17 protein-coding genes, 1 tRNA gene and 1 pseudogene are annotated in these 21737 nt (G+C 48.1%); 13 read left to right on the top strand and 6 right to left on the bottom strand.

Translation table 11 applies throughout. The features are described from left to right. Positions 1-299: 299 nt before the first annotated feature. The 5 genes and pseudogenes from CIK96_RS06885 (at position 300) to CIK96_RS06865 (ending at position 6565) form a co-directional block, all read left to right on the top strand. Positions 300-1793 carry a GH3 auxin-responsive promoter family protein gene (locus tag CIK96_RS06885; RefSeq protein WP_094434917.1) on the top strand — a complete coding sequence of 498 codons (1494 nt, stop codon included), beginning with the start codon at positions 300-302 and terminating at the stop codon, positions 1791-1793. Next, positions 1790-3778: an Ig-like domain-containing protein gene (locus CIK96_RS06880; protein ID WP_254047092.1), complete on the top strand. Its 1989-nt coding sequence runs from the start codon at positions 1790-1792 to the stop codon at positions 3776-3778. Before CIK96_RS06885 ends, CIK96_RS06880 begins: the two co-directional genes overlap by 4 nt. Positions 3779-3787: 9 nt before the next feature. Then, the gene (locus CIK96_RS06875; RefSeq protein ID WP_094391004.1) at positions 3788-4630 is read left to right on the top strand and encodes a DUF3108 domain-containing protein; all 843 of its coding nucleotides are present in this window, start codon (positions 3788-3790) and stop codon (positions 4628-4630) included. A 25-nt stretch (positions 4631-4655) separates the two neighbouring features. After that, positions 4656-5423 (top strand): annotated as a pseudogene (locus tag CIK96_RS06870) (ABC transporter ATP-binding protein); the annotation flags it as partial. A 125-nt stretch (positions 5424-5548) separates the two neighbouring features. Further along, positions 5549-6565 (top strand): aminotransferase class I/II-fold pyridoxal phosphate-dependent enzyme, encoded by a 1017-nt coding sequence (locus CIK96_RS06865; RefSeq protein ID WP_094391006.1) that lies wholly within the window; start codon positions 5549-5551, stop codon positions 6563-6565. 104 nt (positions 6566-6669) lie between these two features. Here CIK96_RS06865 and CIK96_RS06860 read toward each other — a convergent pair whose 3' ends face one another. The 5 genes from CIK96_RS06860 to rnr all read right to left on the bottom strand — a co-directional run bounded on the left by CIK96_RS06860 (position 6670) and on the right by rnr (position 12773). Beyond that, entirely contained in the window at positions 6670-7362 is a 693-nt protein-coding gene (locus tag CIK96_RS06860; protein ID WP_144007507.1) for a hypothetical protein, read from the bottom strand. Positions 7363-7387: 25 nt separating this feature from the next. Then, complete coding sequence (argH, locus tag CIK96_RS06855; protein WP_094440130.1) at positions 7388-8728, bottom strand: argininosuccinate lyase; 1341 nt, start codon at positions 8726-8728, stop codon at positions 7388-7390. A 51-nt stretch (positions 8729-8779) separates the two neighbouring features. Then, a complete protein-coding gene (locus CIK96_RS06850) occupies positions 8780-9196 on the bottom strand; it encodes a polyketide cyclase (RefSeq protein ID WP_094391009.1) in 417 nt (138 codons plus the stop codon). Then, positions 9193-9825 (bottom strand): orotate phosphoribosyltransferase, encoded by a 633-nt coding sequence (gene pyrE / locus CIK96_RS06845; protein WP_094391010.1) that lies wholly within the window; start codon positions 9823-9825, stop codon positions 9193-9195. The genes CIK96_RS06850 and pyrE overlap by 4 nt, the downstream gene beginning before the upstream one ends. Before the next feature lie 776 nt (positions 9826-10601). Next, positions 10602-12773, bottom strand: a complete 2172-nt coding sequence (rnr, locus tag CIK96_RS06840) for a ribonuclease R (protein WP_094440129.1) — start codon at positions 12771-12773, stop codon at positions 10602-10604. Positions 12774-13107: 334 nt separating this feature from the next. On the opposite strand from rnr, the gene CIK96_RS06835 reads away from it, so the two are divergent. The 6 genes from CIK96_RS06835 (at position 13108) to CIK96_RS06810 (ending at position 19584) form a co-directional block, all read left to right on the top strand. Next, positions 13108-15783, top strand: coding sequence for a calcium-translocating P-type ATPase, PMCA-type (locus tag CIK96_RS06835; protein WP_094440128.1), 2676 nt, complete (start codon positions 13108-13110; stop codon positions 15781-15783). A 16-nt stretch (positions 15784-15799) separates the two neighbouring features. Beyond that, positions 15800-16546 (top strand): peptidylprolyl isomerase, encoded by a 747-nt coding sequence (locus tag CIK96_RS06830; RefSeq protein ID WP_371592495.1) that lies wholly within the window; start codon positions 15800-15802, stop codon positions 16544-16546. Positions 16547-16553: 7 nt separating this feature from the next. Continuing rightward, positions 16554-17546, top strand: a complete 993-nt coding sequence (locus CIK96_RS06825; RefSeq protein ID WP_094440126.1) for an NAD(P)-dependent oxidoreductase — start codon at positions 16554-16556, stop codon at positions 17544-17546. Then, the gene (locus CIK96_RS06820) at positions 17537-18529 is read left to right on the top strand and encodes a phosphatase PAP2 family protein (RefSeq protein ID WP_094434907.1); all 993 of its coding nucleotides are present in this window, start codon (positions 17537-17539) and stop codon (positions 18527-18529) included. Before CIK96_RS06825 ends, CIK96_RS06820 begins: the two co-directional genes overlap by 10 nt. A gap of 140 nt (positions 18530-18669) precedes the next feature. Then, positions 18670-19137 (top strand): transcription elongation factor GreA, encoded by a 468-nt coding sequence (greA, locus tag CIK96_RS06815; protein WP_094391016.1) that lies wholly within the window; start codon positions 18670-18672, stop codon positions 19135-19137. Positions 19138-19191: 54 nt separating this feature from the next. Further along, entirely contained in the window at positions 19192-19584 is a 393-nt protein-coding gene (locus CIK96_RS06810) for an HIT family protein (protein ID WP_094391037.1), read from the top strand. A gap of 13 nt (positions 19585-19597) precedes the next feature. Here CIK96_RS06810 and CIK96_RS06805 read toward each other — a convergent pair whose 3' ends face one another. Further along, a complete protein-coding gene (locus CIK96_RS06805; protein ID WP_094440125.1) occupies positions 19598-20686 on the bottom strand; it encodes a mannose-1-phosphate guanylyltransferase in 1089 nt (362 codons plus the stop codon). Between the two features lie 146 nt (positions 20687-20832). Between CIK96_RS06805 and CIK96_RS06800 the strand changes: the two genes are divergently transcribed. Both CIK96_RS06800 and CIK96_RS06795 read left to right on the top strand, forming a co-directional pair. Further along, positions 20833-20914: transfer RNA gene (locus tag CIK96_RS06800), tRNA-Leu, on the top strand. 466 nt (positions 20915-21380) lie between these two features. Then, positions 21381-21620: a hypothetical protein gene (locus CIK96_RS06795; RefSeq protein WP_094440124.1), complete on the top strand. Its 240-nt coding sequence runs from the start codon at positions 21381-21383 to the stop codon at positions 21618-21620. Positions 21621-21737: the final 117 nt, after the last annotated feature.

The following is a 21737-nucleotide window of genomic DNA, read 5'->3' as shown; positions in this document are numbered from 1 at the left end:
CTAACTTACAGATTGTAATTTTCTGCAAAGATAGTCATTTCTAACCCATAGAGTCATTTTTTGCTCGTATTTTGTCGCATATCAACCACTTACAACGATTGTTAATCGTTTTTAGTGGACACTAGTGCTTGCAGATATAAGAAAAACGAGTTTTTCTTTTGTACTTCGCTCACTTAATCGTACCTTTGTGACTACGTCGCGAAGGTAGGCTGCACCTCGGAAATACAAAAGAAAATGGTCTTTTCTTTTGTATTTCGCTCGGTTTGCACTACCTTTGCACCTTGTATAATAATACAGATATGAGTTTAACAAATATTGTACGCCACATCTTCGTGCATCGCATGCATGAACTGGAACGCCATCAGAAGGAGGGCGAAGCCCTTCAGTGCGAGGTGTTGCACCGCCTGCTTGCTCAAGCATCCAACACCGAAATAGGACGCAAATATGCATTTTCAGCCACGAAAGACTATGATACTTTCGTGCGAAACTGTCCCGTCAACACCTACGAAGAACTGAAAGAACAGATAGATCGCATGCGCCACGGAGAGACAAATATCCTCTGGAACGGACGTGTGAAATGGTATGCCAAATCGAGTGGCACTACGAACGACAAGTCGAAGTTCATTCCTGTCAGCAGCGACGGTCTGAGAAATATCCACTACAAAGGTGGCTTCGACTCTGTAGCCCTCTATCTCCGCAACAATCCTCAATCTCGATTGTTTGACGGCCGCGCATTGATTTTAGGTGGCAGCCATGCTCCCAACTATAATCTGCCAGATTCTTTGGTAGGCGACCTCAGCGCCATTCTCATCGAAAACATCAATCCTTTGGCAAATTTGGTGCGCATTCCGAAGAAGAAGACCGCATTGCTTGAAGACTTTGAAGTGAAGCGCGACCGCATTGCCCACGAAGCACTCCACAAGAATGTGACCAACATATCAGGCGTTCCCTCATGGATGTTATCGGTATTAAACCGTGTCATGGAGATTTCTGGCAAGACCCATTTGGAAGAAGTATGGCCCAATCTTGAAGTATTCTTCCATGGCGGAGTGGCTTTCACCCCCTACCGCAAGCAGTATGAACAACTTATCACGTCACCCAAAATGCATTATATGGAAACGTATAATGCGAGCGAAGGATTCTTCGGCCTGCAGGATGACCCATCCGACAAAGCGATGTTGCTCATGCTCGACTATGATGTTTTCTACGAGTTCCAAGAGATGGGCACCGACAACATCGTTCCGTTATGGGGCGTTGAAAAGGACAAAAACTATGCCATGATAATCACTACATCATGCGGATTATGGCGATACATGATCGGTGATACCATCCGATTCACCTCCACCAACCCATATAAGTTTGTTATCTCAGGTCGTACCAAGAGCTTTATCAACGCTTTTGGCGAGGAACTCATCGTAGATAATGCCGAACAGGGTCTGGCTTATGCCTGTCAACAAACAGGTGCCGAGGTGCTGGAATACACCGCAGCCCCCGTTTTCATGGATGCCAATGCCAAATGTCGCCACCAGTGGTTGATTGAATTCAGCACCCCTCCAGCCGATTTGCAGCAGTTCTCCGACCTGCTTGACCGTCGCCTACAAGAGCTCAACAGCGACTATGAAGCCAAACGCTATAAGAATATCACCCTGCAACATTTGGAGATTATCCCTGCCAGAAAGGGACTTTTCAACGATTGGCTTAAGCAACGCGGCAAATTAGGCGGTCAGCACAAAGTGCCACGCCTAAGCAATTCGCGTGAACATATCGAACAGCTTCTCAAACTGCAATCATGAACAGACCCACAAACAGACACTTCCAGTTGATACTCATAGCAGCCCTATCCCTGCTGATGGTGGCATGCGCACGTATGGGACAACCCGATGGCGGATGGTTTGACGATGATCCACCCCGCATCATCGGCTCCAATCCAGCCGATCAGGCTGTCGGTGTGAACTCCAAAAGAATAACCATACAGTTTGATGAGTATATCAAGCTGGAGGATGCCACACAGAATGTTATCGTCTCTCCACCACAATTGGAGATGCCCGAGATTAAGGCAACGGGTAAAAAGATTGTTGTTGACTTGAAAGACTCACTAAAGGCCAACACCACCTACACCATCGACTTCAGCGATGCCATCAGTGACAACAACGAAAACAATCCGTTGGGCAACTACACCTTCACCTTCTCTACCGGTGAACGCATCGACACTTTCGAGGTGGCAGGAACGGTGCTCGACGCCTCAAACCTCGAACCTATCAAAGGCATACAAGTTGGGCTCTATGCCGATCTGGCAGACTCAGCGTTCCGCACCAAGCCCCTTTTGCGCGTTGCCCGTACCGATGGCAGAGGCCGTTTCGTCATCAAAGGTGTTGCACCTGGCGAGTATCGCGTCTATGCGCTACAAGATGCCGATGGCAATTATATGTTCAATCAGAAGAGCGAGATGGTGGCTTTCTCCCATACCACCTATAAACCGTCAGCCGGACCAGATATCCGACAGGACACCATCTGGCGTGATTCCTTGCGTATCGATAATATATTGCGAGTGCCATACACCCACTTCTATCCCGACGACATCATCCTTCTGGCCTTCCAAGAAGTTCAAACCGACCGCTATCTGCTGAAACAGCCAGAGCGAAAAGATGCCGACCGCTTCACTTTATATTTCAGTTATGGCAACCCACAATTGCCAGAAATACGCGGCTTCAACTTCGATGAGAAAGACGCCTTCGTTCTTGAGGCCAGCGAAAAGAAGGACACACTGACCTATTGGTTGCGCGATACGGCACTGGTCAACCAAGATACGCTATCCATGCAACTCTCCTATCTCATGACCGACTCTACCGGAGTACTCGTCACACAGATTGATACGGTAGATGTGATAGCCAAAACCAGCTACGCCAAACGGCAGAAAGACCTGAAAAAACAGGTTGAGAGTTGGGAAAAGGAGCAAGCCAAACTCAAAAAGCAAGGCGAGCCCTACGACAGTATCATGCCGCGCGAGCCACTTAAAGTGCAGTATAACGTGCCCGGCACCATGGCGCCAGACAGTCGTCCCACCATCAATATGCCTGCTCCACTGGCTCGATGCGACACCGCCTCTATCCACCTATATACTAAGATTGATACCCTTTGGTATCGTGTGCCCGTTGATGTGCAGCGTCGCGACTCATTGCTCCGCACGTATGATGTGCTTGCCGAATGGACAGCCGGTAGCGAATACAGCTTAGAAGTAGATTCCGCTGCCTTCGAAGACATCTACGGCAACGTATCGAAACCCTTCAAACAAGGCATTAAGATCAGCACCCTCGATGAGTTCTCGACCATCGTCTTGCAACTCGCAGGCGTCACCGACACCACCTATGTGGTAGAGTTGCTCGACCAAAGCGAGAAGACCATCAAGCAAGTGCGTACAGAAGCCAATGGCGATGCCGTATTCTTCTATGTCAAACCCGGTGGCTATTACGCCCGTGCCTTCCGCGATCGCAACGGCAATGGCGTATGGGATACAGGCAACTACGATGCCAACTTACAACCAGAGGAAGTATATTATTTCCCCGGACGCATAGACTGTAAGGAGAAATGGGACATCACCCGCCCTTGGAATCTTACCGCCACACCGCTCAACATGCAGAAGCCCGGCGAGATAACCAAGCAGAAACCGGATAAAGAGAAACAGAAGTTACTCAATAGAAATGCCGAGCGCGCACGTCGTTTGGGTATTTCCTACTACAAGAACGGCGTGTTGCAAACCGCTAACAACAACTCTAAATGACGATAAAAGATGAAACACCTGAATACCAACGGCAGACGCCTATTGCTCATGCTGATGCTCTGTCTGCCACTTTTCTCACACACCGTCACCACCTCGCAAGCGCAATGTGGCATCCACAACACCGCCTTCAAATCGGGCGAGTATCTCTCCTACGACCTCTATTTCAATTGGAAATTCGTATGGGTGAAGGTCGGCACGGCATCTATGTCCACCGTACAGTCGACCCACAAAGGTGTGCCTGCCTTCCGGTCGAGCCTCATCACGCGTGGTAACGACAAGCTCGACAATATGTTTATCATGCGCGATACCCTGCTATGCTACACCACTACCGATATTACCCCACTTTATTACCGCAAAGGAGCACGCGAGGGCAAGCGCTATTACGTAGATGAGTTATGGTATAGCTACCCTAAGGGAAACAGCCACTTGAAGATGCATCGCATCGATGCCGACGGTAAACACCACTGGAAACAAGCAGAGTATAAGGACTGCATCTACGACATGATGAGCATTTTCCTTCGTGCACGCAACTTCGACACATCCAAGTTGCGCAAGGGCGAGAATATCCCCATGCCCATCAGCGATGCCAGACACCTAAGCAACTCATGGTTGAAATACGGCGGAAAGACTACGCTGAAGATGAAAAACAGCAATGCGAAGTTCCGTTGTCTGATATTCTCATTTATCGAACGTGAGGACGGCAAGAACCACGAACTCATACGTTTCTTCGTCACCGACGATAAGAATCACCTGCCCGTACGCTTGGATATGTTCCTTTCGTTCGGATCTGCCAAAGCCTATCTCACAGGCATGAAGGGTCTGCGCAACGAACTCACTTCTAAAGAGAAATAATTCCCAGCATACAAAAGTCAACCTCATGGAAACCGTAGAACTCAGACATCTCACCATCGGGTATATCGTCAAAGGACAGCAACGCATCGTGGTCAGCGATATCAACGCAACCATCAATGCCAGCGAACTGACTTGTTTGTTGGGGCAGAACGGTATCGGCAAATCCACACTGCTGCGCACTTTGTCGGCATTCCAACCCGCCCTTTCCGGCGAAATCTATCTCGACGGCACTCCGCTGACAGCCCTTTCGTCGCGCCAACTCAGCAAGAAAGTGGGTGTAGTACTGACAGAAAAGCCCGATGTGCGCAATATGTCTGTAGAAGAAATGGTAGGCATGGGGCGTTCGCCCTATACCGGTTTCTGGGGTTCACTCGATGCTGACGACCACCAAATGATAGACGAAGCCATCCGTTTGGTAGGCATCGACCGGCTTAGACGCCGTCCAGTTCACACGTTGAGCGACGGTGAACGCCAGAAATGTATGATAGCCAAAGCCCTTGCGCAGCAAACACCCACCATCTATCTGGATGAGCCAACAGCCTTTCTCGACTTTCCCAGCAAGGTTGAGATGATGCAATTGCTGCGACGACTGGCACACGAACAACAGAAAACGATATTTCTTTCCACCCATGATGTAGAACTCGCCATGCAGTTGGCAGACCGCATTTGGCTGATGGAACCCGACCGTTTGAGCATCGACACCCCTCACCAGCTCGCCGCCGACGGTTCGCTGAGTCGCTTCATCGAGCGCCCTGGCATACATTTCGATACTAACGATATGACCATACGGGTGGCACGTCAGACATGAACGAGCCGCCCTATATATATAAATAAGGTGTAGCCCTACACCTTGACAGGCATTACTTCACTTATTACCAAACATCCAACGATTCCTAAACTCTCCAGAAGAAAAAGACAATGATAGAAGGACACGGTGACGATCTCTACCGCTACAACAGTCAGGTGCGCATCAATTTCAGTTCCAACATCTGCCAACAGACAGACCATACAGCCCTGAAAGCCCATCTTGCCAACCATCTTGACCTTGTAAACCACTATCCGGAACCTCAGCCTCGGAAGCTCGAAGAACAGTTGGCCGAGTATCACGACATCCCTGCCGAATGCGTGATGGTGACCAGCGGTGTGACCGAAGCCATCTATCTCATAGCCCAGATGACGCGTGGCGGCATGTCTGTCATCCCCCAACCCACTTTCAGCGAGTATGCCGATGCTTGTCGCCTCAACGAACATATCATCAGCTATGAGTATGAAAACGACCAGAAGTTGCTGCCTACGCGCCGCATCTACTGGCTCTGCAATCCTAATAATCCAACAGGAGGAGTGATGACCGAAGGCATCATCGACCATCTTATCGCCACCAATCCCATCCACCTTTTCGTGGTCGATCAGTCGTATGAAGGTTATACCGCCGCAAAATTAGTAGATGTGAAACAAGTGATGCGCTATCCCAACCTCATTCTGCTCCATTCGCTGAGCAAGCGTTATGCGGTGCCGGGCATGCGTGTAGGCTATGTGACAGCACATCCTGAGATATTGCGACACCTCCGCCAGTACCAGCGCCCATGGTCGGTAGGAGCCTTGGCTATCGAGGGTGCACGCTTTCTGATCGCTCAAGACAAGCCCGCCATCAGCGACCTTGAGGGACTGTTGAAAGAGACCGCACGCCTTCGCGATGCTTTGCGTGCCCTCCCTGGCATCAGCGTTTACGACACCGACAGCACTTTTATGCTCTGTATGATAGAGCAAGCCAGCAGCCTTCAACTGAAGAATTGGCTGATAGACCATGAGGGCATTCTGATTCGCAACTGTTCAAACTTTGCCAATCTATCGCCCCACCACTTCCGCATAGCCACCCAGAGTCCTGAAGAAAACGATGTTCTCATCAGTGCTTTGCATCGCTTTCTGAACGAATAGAGTCATTGCGGCTGACCAGTCGCTATGTCTTGTCAGCACATGAGAATACGGGACAGACGTCTATGCGACTTCCATCCATTGCCTATCGGATAAACCTTGGTAGATTATTGTCGTGAGAAAACAGAAACAACCCCCGTTGGCCCGGTACAATTGACCAGTGCGTATTGTTCCAGTTTATGGTCGTCTTTACCGCCATTGACCACTATGCCCCGATTGTTGAGCATATATTGTCGCTTGCAAGTGGGACAGGTCGCCATGCCTTTATGATCCATTTGGATGATATACTTGCTACTTCCCAGCGAATTGCCGTTTCTCACACAGTTTGGACATTGTGCATCATAAGCAATAAATCCGCCGTTTGGCGTCGTATTAAAAGTTTGATAGCCCACAATGATGCCGTTGCTGAGTCCGAGCTGATAGTGGCTCTCGCTCTCTGCCGCCGTTTCGCGCTGTGTGGATGAGAGTCCGTCAGAATTGGTAAACACGAGGTATTTCGCTCCTTGTCTTACACTTTCGGTGATATGACAAAATATGCCACGCGACATACTGTTGGTGGCTGTGGCGAGTGTTTGGTCGAGATGGAGTCCGTTATCATAGACAAAGCGACAGGGCCATGCACTGAATTCAGGATCTGTGGAGCATGCCGTTGCCATCAGCAGTACTGCCACACCTGCCGTAAGGCGCCTTGTCCAAAGAGAAAGGTGCCCTGTCCAAGCAGAAAGTCGCCTTCCCGTTAGTGTTGACACAACGGTAGGGCGACTATCCATATTATAATGTTTGCTATAGCCTTCAGCCATATTGTTCTGTTGTTTGCCTTATGGTTTAAGCGTTTTCCAACAGCGATTTTTCTGCATCGGTGACACGGTTGAAACCGAAACCTCCAAGCACTTGCTGCATCAGATCGGCTATCTTGTCGTTGCAGAGATTGCCTATCGAACCCTCATGCGTATGGTGTATGTCCTTGTTGGGTGTGAAAGTTCCAGCCTCGATATCGAGCCCAACCTTCTTATACGCATCGCGGAAGGGCATTCCGGCAGCAGCCAAACGGTTGACTTCCTCTACGGAGAACATCGGGTCGTACATGGGATTGTCGAGAATATCCTCGCACACTTCAATCTTATTGATGATGTATGCCGCCATCTGCAAACAGTCTTTCAGTTCGTCGAAAGCAGGCAGGAACACCTCTTTGATAATCTGCAGATCGCGGAAATAACCCACGGGGAGATTGTTCATGATGAGTGTCACCTGTTGTGGCAAAGCCTGAATCTTGTTGCATTTCGCACGGATGAGTTCGAAGACATCGGGATTTTTCTTGTGGGGCATGATGCTACTTCCGGTGGTACACTCTTTTGGAAGTTTCACAAACGAGAAATTTTGCGAGTTGAAGAGACACGCATCAAATGCCATTTTAGCAAGTGTTCCTGCTATAGTAGCCATGGCAAATGCCACGTTGCGCTCCATTTTTCCTCGTCCCATCTGCGCATAAACCACGTTATAGTCCATAGAATCGAATCCCAAGAGGTCTGTGGTCATCTGTCTGTTGAGTGGGAACGACGATCCATATCCTGCTGCTGATCCCAACGGGTTACGGTTGGTCATCTTGTATGCAGCTTGCAGAAAGAGCATATCGTCTGCCAACGACTCGGCGTAGGCGCCAAACCATAGTCCGAAGGATGATGGCATTGCCACCTGCAGATGGGTGTAGCCCGGCATGAGCACGCTTTTATACTGTTCGCTCTTGGCGAGCAATTCGTCGAAAAGCACTTTCACCCCGTCTGCCAGTTCCATGAGTTGATGGCGTGTGAAGAGTTTCAAATCCACCAATACTTGGTCGTTGCGTGATCGGCCTGAGTGTATTTTCTTACCCATGTCGCCCAGTTTTCGTGTCAACATGAGTTCCACTTGTGAGTGTACATCCTCCACTCCGTCTTCTATGCGAAATTCGCCGCGCTGGCAAATGGCATATATTTGTTTGAGTTCAGCCAACAGTTGTTTCAGTTCGTCGGCTTCCAAGAGGCCAATACTCTCAAGCATAGTGATATGTGCCATAGATCCCATCACATCGTAGGGTGCGAGGTAGAGATCCATCTCACGGTCGCGTCCCACGGTGAAGCGCTCTATTTCTGCATTCACCTCAAAGTTCTTCTCCCAAAGTTTATTCATCTGTCGTGTATAATATATAATCGGTGTAAGGGTTGATTGGCAGAGATGTGCCTACAAGGTGTAGGGCACCTGTGCCAAAGCAGTGGCAACTTTCTCTACTCCATCCTGCAGTGGACCGCTCACCATGCCTTTGAGCATGAATGGGATGTCGGCCTTTACGGTGACGCGCATCTTGCTTTCGTGGTCGTTGACGGGCAGCACCTGTATCCAAAGGTTGAAGGGTACTGGCGATTTCTCTGCTTCAAACTTCACACACTTATTGTCTTCACGCTCTATGATGCGCAGTTTCAGGAGTCCTACCGGTGGCACATTGACCTGCACACTATCTTTGTCAAACTGAAAATCCTTCAGTTTGTCTTCGGGCACTCGGTCTTTAATACGCTCCAAGTTGGTGAGGTCGCTGATGTTGCGATAAACGTTTTCCACCGGATATGGAATCTGGTGTACGCTGCTTTCAAACTTTGTCATGCCTTCCAAGCAGCTGGGTCCTTACGCCACTCGTTCAACACTTCGATGTCTTCTGGCTTGATATATCCGGTGTCGGCAGCCTGTTCAAGCACGGCAGCATAGTTGCTCAGCGTAATCAGACGCACGCCAGCCTCCTTGAAAGCCTGTTCGGCAACGGGGAAACCATAGGTGAACGATGCCACCATACCAATGACTTCGCATCCATACTGGCGCAGTGCTTCAACGGCTTTAAGACTGCTTCCTCCGGTAGAGATCAGGTCTTCTACCACGATAACCTTAGCACCTTTCTCGATGTGTCCCTCTACTTGGTTGCCCATACCGTGGTCTTTTGGTTTCGGACGAACGTAGGCATAGGGCAGTCCGAGCTGGTCTGCCACGAGAGCTCCTTGTGCTATAGCACCTGTAGCAACACCAGCCACAGCCTCTGCCTCAGGGAAATTCTCCTGAATGGCGTGGCACAGTTCGAGTTTTACAAACGAGCGCACGTCGGGATACGACAGTGTTTTGCGGTTGTCGGTATAGATTGGTGACTTCCAACCAGATGCCCATGTAAAGGGTTCGTTGGGTTGCAATTTGATGGCTTTGATATCCATCAGCTTCTTTGCGAACAGTTTTTTGATTGCGTCCATATCTTTGTTTATTTGTTTTTCGTTTTGCAAAGGTACGATTAAGTGAGTAGAATACAAAAAGAAAATACATTTTTCTTTTGTATTCTCGAACGTGAGTACCTTGGATGCGTAGCATCAAAGATAGTGCAAACCGAGCGAAGTACAAAAGAAAAACGAGTTTTTCTTTTGCATTTCCGAGGTGCAGCCTATCTTGGACGCGTAGCGTCAAAGGTACGATTAAGTGAGCGAAAAACGAAAGAAAATATTTATTTCTTTTGTTTTTCCGAACGTGAGTACCTTGGATGCGTAGCATCAAAAATAGTGCAGACCGAGCGAAATACAAAAGAAAAGACCATTTTTCTTCTATTTTCCGAGGTGCATTTCCGCTTGAAAACAACATCATTTTCCCCTTGCCGACAACATTCTTTTACCCCATCTATATATTCCTTACGTTCAAAACGTTACGCGTACAGCTCAGCAATTTCAATGAATTTACTCAGCAATTTCAATGAATTTGCAGACCAATTTCAATGAATTTACTCAGCAAATCAAATTGAATTGCTCGGCAAATCAATTTGTTTTCCTCGGCAAATCAATTTGTTTTGCTCGGCAAATCAATTTGTTTTGCTGAGAAAAGTATCTTTCATATAGGTGTAAACCATTATATTTCATACTATTACACACCATCGGAAACACCTTGGCAAATAGCATATAAAATCGGGAAGCAACCTGCCGTTGACGGCTATGCCTCCCGATAGTATATGGAATATGTATTTTCCAGGGGTTGTCCCGATGGATTATTCGTCGTCGTCAGCCAGTGTGAAGTCGAGCTGTCGCTTCTCTATATTGGCTCTTGCCACCTTGATGCGTACTGCATCGCCCAGTTGGTATTTGTGGTGATGACGTCTGCCAACGAGACAATAGTTCTTCTCGTCGAAGTCGTAGTAGTCGTCGTCAAGGTCGCGCATAGGTACCATTCCCTCGCAGTGGTTCTCGTCTATCTCGCAATAGATACCATACGACTGGATGCCACTGATATGCGCATCGAAGCACTGGCCCAACTTGTCTGCCATAAACTCTACCATCTTATACTTGATAGAATCGCGCTCAGCCTGCTGTGCCACCTGCTCCATGTCGGAACAGTGCTCGCAGAGTTCCTCGTATTTATCTTGGCTGGCACTGCGGCCTCCGTCCTGATAGCGTGTCAACAGACGGTGTACCATCGTGTCGGGATAGCGTCTGATGGGCGAAGTGAAGTGGGTGTAGTATTCAAAAGCCAGTCCGTAGTGACCTATATTATGGGTGGAATACTTTGCCTTCATCATTGATCGGAGAGCAACAATCTCTATCAGGTTCTGCTCTCGCTTACCCTGACACTCGTCCATGAGCGTGTTCAGACTGCGCGAGATCGCTCCTTTGGTGCCGGCAGTCTTCATCTTATAACCAAACTTCACTACAAATTCGCGCAATGCCTCCAGCTTGGTGGGGTCGGGCTGGTCGTGGATACGGTAGGGCAGTGTCTTGGCTTTGACACCTTTCTTCACCTTACCCACACTTTCTGCCACCCACTTGTTGGCTATGAGCATAAATTCTTCAATGAGTTGGGTAGCCTGGTTCGACTTCTTGAAATAAGCTCTGATGGGCTTACCCTTCTCGTCTATATCGAAATGCAACTCTTCGCGGTCGAAGCGCACGGCACCGCCTTTGAATCTGCGCTCACGCAGTATCTGCGACAAGCGAGCGAGGGTGCAGAGCATTTCTGCATTTTCAATGGTCTTGCGCAATGAGGGTTTAGCCTCACACTGCTGCAAGATGTCGAGCACTTCTTCATAGGCATAGCGTCTGTTGCTCTTGATGACGGTGTGTGCAATATGGAATTTCTTGATGTTTGCATTGTCGTCCATCTCGAAAATAGCCGAATAGGCGAGCTTCTCCTCATCGGGGCGAAGTGAGCAGATGAAGTTGCACAGCCGTTCGGGAAGCATCGGGATGGTGCGGTCAACGAGATAGATACTCGTGGCACGCTTCATGGCTTCCTTGTCAATGATAGATCCTTCGGTCACATAATGAGACACATCGGCAATGTGGACACCCACTTCCCAGAGTCCATTCTTCGTTTTGCGAATGGAGAGTGCATCGTCGAAATCTTTCGCATCCTTCGGGTCTATAGTGCAAGTGAACACATCGCGGAAGTCTTCACGACGCTTAATCTCATCGGGCGTGATAGTGGGATCTATCTTTTCGGCAGCATCTTCCACGGCTTTCGGATATTTGTAAGGCAGTCCGTATTGTGCCAATATGGCGTGCATCTCCACATTGTTGTCGCCTTCTTTACCAAGCACATCAATGACTTCGCCCACCATGTTCTTCGATTCCTTCGATGGCCATTGGGTGATTTTCACCACTGCCTTATCGCCATCCTTACCACCTTTGAGTTTTTTCTTCGGCACAAAGATGTCGTGAACAAAGATGTTTCCCTCGGTAACAAGGAAGGCATAGTCTTTTTCCACACGCAGACGACCCACCGCCTGATCGCGCTTATGCGACAAGATTTCTACCACCATTGCCTCCTTGATATGTTTTTCGCGACGTGCCATATAGGCCACTTTCACACGGTCGCCGTTGAGTGCATACATAGAGTTGCGCTCACTGACAAACACGGGCGTGCCGCCATCGTCGGGAAGGAACGAGTTTTTACCATTGGCCTTGCGCACAAAGGTGCCTTCCTGCACTTGTGTTTTGAGGTTGAGCCGGTAACTGTTTTCCGAAACCTTCGAGAGATAGTCGTCCCATGCCATTTCCTCCATCGTGTCGATGGCGAGCATTTTAGCGGGATGGGTTACCAATCGGAGTGCACGGAATATCTGTTTGAACGAGAATGTCTCGTTGGGATTTTCTTGGAAGAATGTCTGAAGCCGCTCCACGAGTTGCTTCTTCGTTACGCGTTTTCCACCTTTTTTCTTATTCATAATCGTAGTTTTTGGATTGTATTCTGCTACAAAGATATGAAAAAAGTCAATTTCTTGTACGCTTCGACGGTTAATTTTCATTAAATTGTCATAGACTGGCTGCCATATCTGACCATCATAACAGGACTAACCGCCACTCACAGCAGCCAGACACCCCCTCTACGTATCTGCAATGTAATATGGTTCAAAGGGTTACACCATGTCAAAATATGATAAAAAATAGGAACACCACGAAGAATATATCTGTTTTTTCTTTGTTTTCCGATTGCTTAATCGTAACTTTGCAAACTGATTGTCGTAAGGTAACGACTGCACTGCATTTACAAAAGCATACATGACACAGAAACAACAATATACAGGACTGACACCGCAACAAGTGGCAGAGAACCGAAAAAAGTATGGGGAAAACATACTGACCCCACCAGAAAAGGATCCTTTGTGGCGGCAGTTCTTGGAAAAATTTCACGAACCACTCATCATAATCCTACTCGTTGCAGGATTATTGTCAGTGGGAATAGCATGCTACGAACACTACGGACTCGACAAAGGAGGCGAAGTTTTCTTCGAACCCGTAGGCATCTTTGTGGCTATCATGCTGGCTACAGGACTCTCTTTCTACTTTGAATGGCAAGCCAACAAAGAGTTTGCTATACTCAACCAAGTAAACGATGATGAACCCGTGGAGGTGATCAGACAGGGAAACACTACCATGATACCGCGACGCGAACTGGTGGTCGAGGATGTGCTGGTGATCAACACAGGCATGGAAGTGCCTGCCGATGCCGTCTTGCTGACTTCCACATCGCTGCAAATCGACGAATCGACACTGACGGGCGAACCCATCTGCCACAAAAGTGAACGTCCGGAAGAGGCTGACCCCGATGCCACCTACCCCACCGACCAAGTGATGAAGGGCACGAAAGTAATGGAGGGACATGCCATCTGTCGCGTCACGGCAGTGGGCGACCATACCGCACAAGGCAAGGTGTTTGAGGCTGTACAGATAGACAACAGCATACGTACACCACTCGACGAACAGCTCGGACAACTGGGAAAATGGATCACCGTCGTCAGCTATATCGTGGCTACAGGTATTGTAGTGGGAAGAATCGTGGCATATCTCACTGCCATGGACCATTTTCAGTGGATCGACTTCACCGCTTATATGCTGCAAACCTTCATGATTGCAGTGACGCTGATCGTGGTATCGGTACCCGAAGGACTACCCATGACCGTCACACTGTGTCTGGCCTACAGTATGCGACGCATGCTGAAAAGCAATAATTTGGTGCGCAAGATGCATGCCTGCGAAACTATGGGAGCTACCACTGTCGTCTGTACCGACAAGACTGGAACATTGACGGAAAATCAAATGCGGGTGGATGAGATGAAGCTGTATGGCACAACAGATGCCGACATCGTAGCGGAAGGACTCGCTGTCAACGCTACTGCATCGCTCGACTATGCGAAAAGTGGCGAACCTGCCGTATTGGGAAACCCCACTGAGGGAGCATTGCTGCTATGGCTACACAGCCAAGGCAACGACTATCGCACCATCAGACTGCAGACCACAACACTGGCAGAACTGCCTTTCTCTACCGAACATAAATTCATGGCTACGGTTGTGGAGTCGGTTGCCCGTAAAGGACAACGCATACTCTATGTGAAAGGTGCACCGGAAATCGTCTTTGCCATGTGTCAGACAGCTGACGTGGAACGCAGAGAGATAGACCAACAACTGGCTGTCTATCAACAACGCGCCATGCGCACACTGGGATTTGCCTATCAGATACTCGAACCGGGAGCACCCCTCCCCATTGTCAATCATAAGCTACAGGCATCCTGTCTGCATTTCATAGGCATTGCAGCCATAGCAGACCCCGTCAGAAGCGATGTGCCACAAGCCATCAACGAATGTATGGAGGCGGGCATTAAAGTCAAGATCGTGACTGGCGACACACCGGGTACTGCTCGCGAGATAGCACGACAAATAGGACTGTGGAACGATCACGACACCGACCAAAGCATCATTACGGGACCTGAATTTGAAGCGCTTTCCGATGAAGAGGTGCGCCTGCGTGTGGAGCAACTGAAAATCATAGCACGCGCACGACCTATGGACAAACGCCGACTGGTAGAAGCATTGCAGAAGAACGGAGAGGTGGTGGCAGTCACTGGCGACGGTACCAACGATGCCCCTGCACTGCGCGCTGCCCACGTGGGACTGTCGATGGGCGACGGAACGAGTGTTGCCAAAGAGGCCAGCGACATCACTATCATCGACAATTCATTCTCCAGCATAGGCAAAGCGGTCATGTGGGGACGGTCGCTCTACCAGAATATTCAGCGCTTTCTACTGTTCCAACTCACAGTAAACGTCACCGCTTGCCTCCTTGTGCTATTCGGTGCGTTCATGGATACTGAGTCGCCACTCACCGTGACACAGATGCTTTGGATCAATCTCATTATGGATACGTTTGCTGCCATGGCTTTGGCATCACTCCCACCATCACACGCTGTGATGAAAGATAAACCACGCAACAGGTATAAATCCATTCTGACCAAGGAAATGCTAAGAGAGATTGTGGGCGTAGGACTGTTCTTCTTCCTACTGCTGCTCACCATGCTCTATGCTTTCCAACATACCGACATCACCTCGCTGACAGACTTTCTGCAACTGCAACTCAGCAATAAACGACATATCAGCGCTTACGAACTCACATTGCTGTTTACCGTTTTTGTCATGACACACTTCTTCTACCTCTTCAACGCAAGGGCATTCGGAAGTCATCGCAGTGCATTGCATTTCAAAGGGTGTAAGGGCTTGATCACTATCGTGGTCATCATCTTCGTAGGACAAGTGGCAATGGTTGAGACACCGGGCTTCCAAAAGTTCTTCAACGTGGTCAGTCTCCGATGGACTGACTGGCTCATTATCATCGCAGGATCGTCGCTCGTACTATGGATAAGAGAGGCTTGGAACCTGTTGGTAACACAAAAAAGAATATAAAAACAAGAAATAGATTATGGCAAAAGTTAGAATAAACACCTCAGAGGGCAGTATCACTGTGCGCCTCTACGACGAGACTCCAAAGCATCGCGACAACTTCCTGAAGTTGGCCAGAGAGGGATTCTTCAACGGAACACTCTTTCATCGCGTCATCAAAGACTTCATGATTCAGGGCGGAGACCCTGACAGCAAAGGCGCACCTGCTGGCAAAATGCTCGGTACGGGTGGGCCCGGATATACCATTCCCGCTGAATTTGCATATCCACAGTGCTTCCATAAGCGTGGCGCACTTAGTGCTGCGCGACTCGGCGATGAGGTAAATCCTGAAAAAGAAAGCAGCGGAAGCCAGTTCTACATCGTCTGGGGAAAGACTTACAAACCTCAAGAGCTCCGACAAATGGAGCGACAAATGGCTATGCAACAAGAGCAAAACGTGTTTAACCAACTGGCACGACAGAACCACGAACGCATCATGGAACTCAGACGCAACCGCGACCGCGAGGCACTCATGGCGCTGCAAGACCAACTCATAGCACAAACAAAACAACAATGTAAGGACATGGGACTGCCTACCTTTACCCAAGAACAGACCAATGCCTATACTAACGTGGGCGGAACTCCGTTCCTCGACGGACAATACACCGTGTTTGGCGAAGTGGAAGAAGGACTCGACGTGGTGGAAAAAATACAAAACACAGAGACACTGCGCGGTGACCGTCCTAAAAACGACGTGACCATGACGGTGGAAATTATCAACGAATAAACTAAAAATGAAGATTCTCATCACTGGAGCCAGTGGTTTCATCGGCTCGTTTATCGTGGAGGAAGCTATCAGGCAGGGCTTCGAAACATGGGCGGCTGTACGCCGTTCGAGTTCGAAGGACTATCTGCAAGACCCACGCATACACTTCATAGAACTCGACCTTTCATCGGAAAGCAAACTGGTGGAACAGTTGCAAAACTGCTCGTTCGACTATGTAGTGCATGCTGCCGGTGCCACCAAGTGTCTCAACAAAGCCGACTTTGCGCGCATCAATACCGAGGGTACCAAGAATTTGGTTACTGCACTGCGCATCCTACAAATGCCTATACAGCGCTTTGTGTTCATCAGCAGCCTCAGTATCATGGGTGCTATACGTGAAAAACTGCCTTATCAGGAAATCTGCGAAACCGACACACCACAGCCCAACACGGCTTATGGCAAAAGTAAACTGCAAGCAGAGCAATGGCTCGACACACAGAAAGACTTCCCATACACCATCCTCAGACCTACCGGTGTGTATGGCCCAAGGGAAAAAGACTACTTCCTGCAGTTTAAAAGCATTAAGGGACACACCGATTTCGCAGTAGGCCACCAACGACAAGATATCACCTTTGTCTATGTCAGCGATGTGGTACAGGCGGTTTTCCTGGCTTTGGAGAAAGGCAAAACAGGCCGCAGATACTTCCTGTCAGACGGTGAAGTGTATCAGTCGGCAGACTTCAGCAACCTCATACATGAGGCATTGGGACGCCCTTGGTGGATTCGCATCACTGCACCGATATGGCTTTTACGCATCGTTACAACATGCGGCGAATGGATCGGACATATCACCGGAAAGGTTACAGCACTTAACAACGACAAGTTTAACATACTCAAGCAACGCAACTGGCGCTGTGACATCACTCCTGCCATCAATGAACTGGGCTACAAACCACAGGTGAAACTGGAGGAAGGTGTGCGCAAAAGCGTGGAATGGTATCAAGCAAAGGGATGGCTATAAACATGCATACACCGAAATTCCTTATCAGACTGGTGGCACATGACAGTCACCCCACACGCGGACTGTTGGCTGTAGAGTGGGCTATGATGCTCTATCTGCTGTTTACACTGGCACTCATGGCATGTCTCTGGCCGCGCATCCAACAGCCTGCACCCATGCTCATAGGACGATTGGCAATGGTCATCGGGGTATTGCTGGCATGGATTATTTATCAATGGAAACCGTGTCGCATCACCCATTTGGCACGAATACTGCTGCAACTCGGACTCCTCTCATGGTGGTATCCCGATACCTATGAGATCAATAAACTATTGCCCAACTACGATCCATACTTTGCGGCGGCTGATCAATGGCTGTTCGGATGCCAACCCGCACTGCTCTTTTCACAGTGGATGCCGCAACATTGGTGGTCGGAACTCATGCATCTGGGGTACGCCAGTTATTATCCGCTGATGGTGGCAGTAAGCCTTTACTACTTCTGCTACCGCTACGAGCGATTTGCAAGAGCCACTTTCGTACTGCTGACATCGTTTTTTGTCTATTACGTCATCTTCGATGTCGTGCCGGTTACTGGTCCGCAATACTACTATCTGGCAGCCGGAACAGACCAGATCGGCGCCGGGGTGTTCCCTGAAATAGGACAATGGTTTATCAACCACACCGAGTCACTGCCCATACCAGGGTGGTCTGACGGTTTTTGCTACCATCTGGTGGCTGCCGCACACGCAGCAGGAGAACGCCCAACAGCGGCATTTCCCAGTAGTCACGTAGGTGTGACAACCATTCTCATGCTATTGGCTTGGAAGAGTGGAAGCCGCAAACTGCTATGGAGCGTAACACCTTTCTATATATTAATGTGTATGGCTACCGTCTATATCCAAGCACACTACGCCATCGATGTGATTGGCGGATGGGTCAGCGGTGTCATCTTCTATTTCGCTTTGGACGGATTTTATCGGAAAAATTTGGAAAGTAGGAAATAAATGCCTAACTTTGCAAACGATAACGAGACACAGTAGAAAAAGGGGATTCCGACATGAGCATAGTCGGAATTCTTTATTTTTTTTGCATCTCGTGAAGTTATATTACAAGAAAACAGAAACCTTTTAAAACAAGAACAATTATGGCTTATATGTCACAAGAAGGCTATGACAACCTCATAGCTGAATTGCAGCGATTGGAAAGTATTGAGCGACCAAAGGCCTCTGCAGCAATCGCCGAAGCCCGCGACAAGGGCGATTTAAGTGAAAACAGTGAGTATGATGCTGCCAAAGAAGCACAGGCACATCTGGAAGACAAAATCAACAAATTAAAATCTACCATTGCCGAAGCTAAAATCATCGATACTTCACGACTCAGCACCGACTCGGTACAGATTCTGACCAAGGTGGAAATGACCAATATCATCACCAAAGCCAAGATGACCTATACCATTGTCAGCGAGAATGAAGCTGATTTGCGCGCTGGAAAAATATCTATCCAGACTCCTATCGCACAAGGACTTTTGGGCAAAAAGGTTGGCGACGAAGTGGAAATCAAAATACCACGCGGCACCATCAAACTGCGCATTGAGAACATCTCTATAGCCTAATATCCAAACAAAAAGGCCACAGAGAAGGGTTAAACCATATTAATACAAATGCTTATGGACATCTTTTCAAAGATTGCAGCTGGTGAAATTCCAAGCTACAAATGTGCAGAGAACGATGAGTTCTATGCCTTTCTCGACATCAATCCACTGGTGAAAGGTCACACACTGGTGATTCCCCGCCGTGAAGTGGATTACTTCTTTGACATGGATGATGAGGAGTTGGCACGCTACCAGAAGTTTGCCAAGCGTGTTGCAGCAGCTATCAAGCGCGCTTTCCCCTGTCGCAAAGTGGCACAGGTGGTGCTCGGTCTTGAAGTACCACACGCCCACATCCACCTCATTCCAATGCAGAGTGAGGCTGATGCAGACTTCCGTAGAGAGAAACTGAAACTCTCTGAGGAGGAATTTCAGGCTATTGCCGATAAGATTCTAAATGAGTTTAAGTAGATTTCAGACCGTCTTAAACAAACTCATCACCGTATTTCATCTGCACTTCGTTCACATATTTGCGAACCAGTGCAGATGAATCTCCTTTCTTACAGATAAGCAATACATTGTCTTCCTCGGCCACAATATAGCCGTCGAGACCGCTGACAATACCCAAACGACCTTTAGGAAGCTTGATAACATTATTGTGCGACTCATCCAATATCACTTCCGAATCAACCACCACGTTATCTCCTTCACCACGACTTCTACATTCATAAATGGCATGCCAAGTACCTAAATCTGCCCAACCGAAGTTGCCGTGCATCACGCAAACCTCGTCGCAGCGCTCTAACAAACCTCGGTCGATGGAGAGATTGGCATAGGAAGGATAGTTCTCGCTTACAAATTCCAACTCATCCTCTAAGGTGAAGTTGGGACGCACAGCATCCAAACGCTTCATCACATCGGGAAACAGCTGTCTGAAACAACTGTTCAGATAGTGTCCGTTGGCTTGTATAAGACCTGTGTTCCATAGAAATTCACCGCTTTCCATAAACACTTTGGCGAAGTCGCGATCGGGTTTTTCGGTAAAAGACTTCACACGGAAGACCTCTGTAGCGCCTTCCATCGCATCACCCATCTGTATGTAACCATAGCCAGGTTCTGGACGTGTGGGAGTGATGCCTATGGTGAGCAGCGCCTGATGATGCTCCACAAAGCGGAAACCTTCCTCTATATTATGTTGGAAAGCCTCTTCGTTAAGCACAAACTGGTCGCTCGGCGTAATCACCACATTGGCATCGGCACACTGACGGCATATGCGCATGTTGGCCCACAATACAGCCGGAGCAGTGCCGCGACTTACTGGTTCTGCCAAAATGTTGTCGACATTCATGTCGGGCAATTGTTCTTTCACCAATTCGACATACTCTTTAGCAGTTGTGATGAAAATATTTTCTTGTGGTAATATCTTGGTGAAGCGGTCGTAGGTCTGTTGCAACTGTGTGCGACCAGAGCCAAAGAAATCTATAAACTGTTTTGGGTTTTTCTCTCTGCTACAGGGCCAAAGTCTTCTGCCTTTGCCTCCTGCGAGAATGATGCAATATTGTTTGTTGTCCATGTTATAGGCTTTAAAGGAACTATTTTACGGTACGAAGTTAGTCAATTTCTGCATATTGAACAAAAAAATCAATCATTTTTAATAATTTTTCTCCTTTCATAAACAGATATTCAAAGAAATTTTGTAACTTTGCACTCGCTAAATAAGCCCAGATGGCGGAATCGGTAGACGCGCTGGTCTCAAACACCAGTGGGGAAACCCATCCCGGTTCGAGCCCGGGTCTGGGTACAGCAGAGCGGCTAAGTGTTGGTTTCAACGCTTAGCCGCTATTTTTTTATGAACTAAAAAGTATTGCCGCAGGATGTGTTGACAGTGGTTGCAACTTGTTTGAAAGCAATACTGATACTAAAGGAAGTGTTGCTTCCGGTTGTACAAACATTGGCTGTTACCTTTTTACTAACTAAAAACACCACTAAGCAATCATATCAACATACAATAATAAACTTTCTTCATTTTCATAGATCTATTAATCATATAAAATTTTTGCGTCTGCAAAAATCCAAGAGCGGTATTACAATCGTGTGATAATCGTATAAATATGGTGTTAAAGGTTAAACCCGAAGTGTTCCACCTATTATATATATACGAACCATTGATGCTGAAACATGATATTCATCCTTTCTCCATAAGATAGAAATCGAGCTGTAATACCATATCTATACTTTTGCAGCCGAAAAAAAAATCCATATCGGATATGAACAGACTGAAGATTGTTTTGATAACAACAGTATTGGACACATCAACACTTTACGCCAAACAAACACAACTCAAACACATGACAGTAGTATCGGATGTACACCTGATGGCACCATCGCTCTTACGACACAAAGGAACGGCATTCGACAGCTACATCGCAAACGACAGGAAAATGCTTGTGGAAAGTACTGAACTATTAGATTCTGTGAGCAACAGCCTGGCCAACTGTCAGCCGTAAGTTGGTGGTCGATGGGTGGTCGAACTTTCAGACATCGACCACCACCTAAAGTACTATATGATAGCGTGATGCACACTTTGGTGGTCGAGTGGTCGAAATTTTCTTGAAAACTAAAAT

The organism is Prevotella sp. P4-98 (assembly GCF_002251405.1).
Lineage (GTDB): Bacteria > Bacteroidota > Bacteroidia > Bacteroidales > Bacteroidaceae > Prevotella.
The sequence above is the reverse complement of the archived record's forward strand: the minus strand, read 5'-3'. Positions and strand labels throughout refer to the sequence as shown.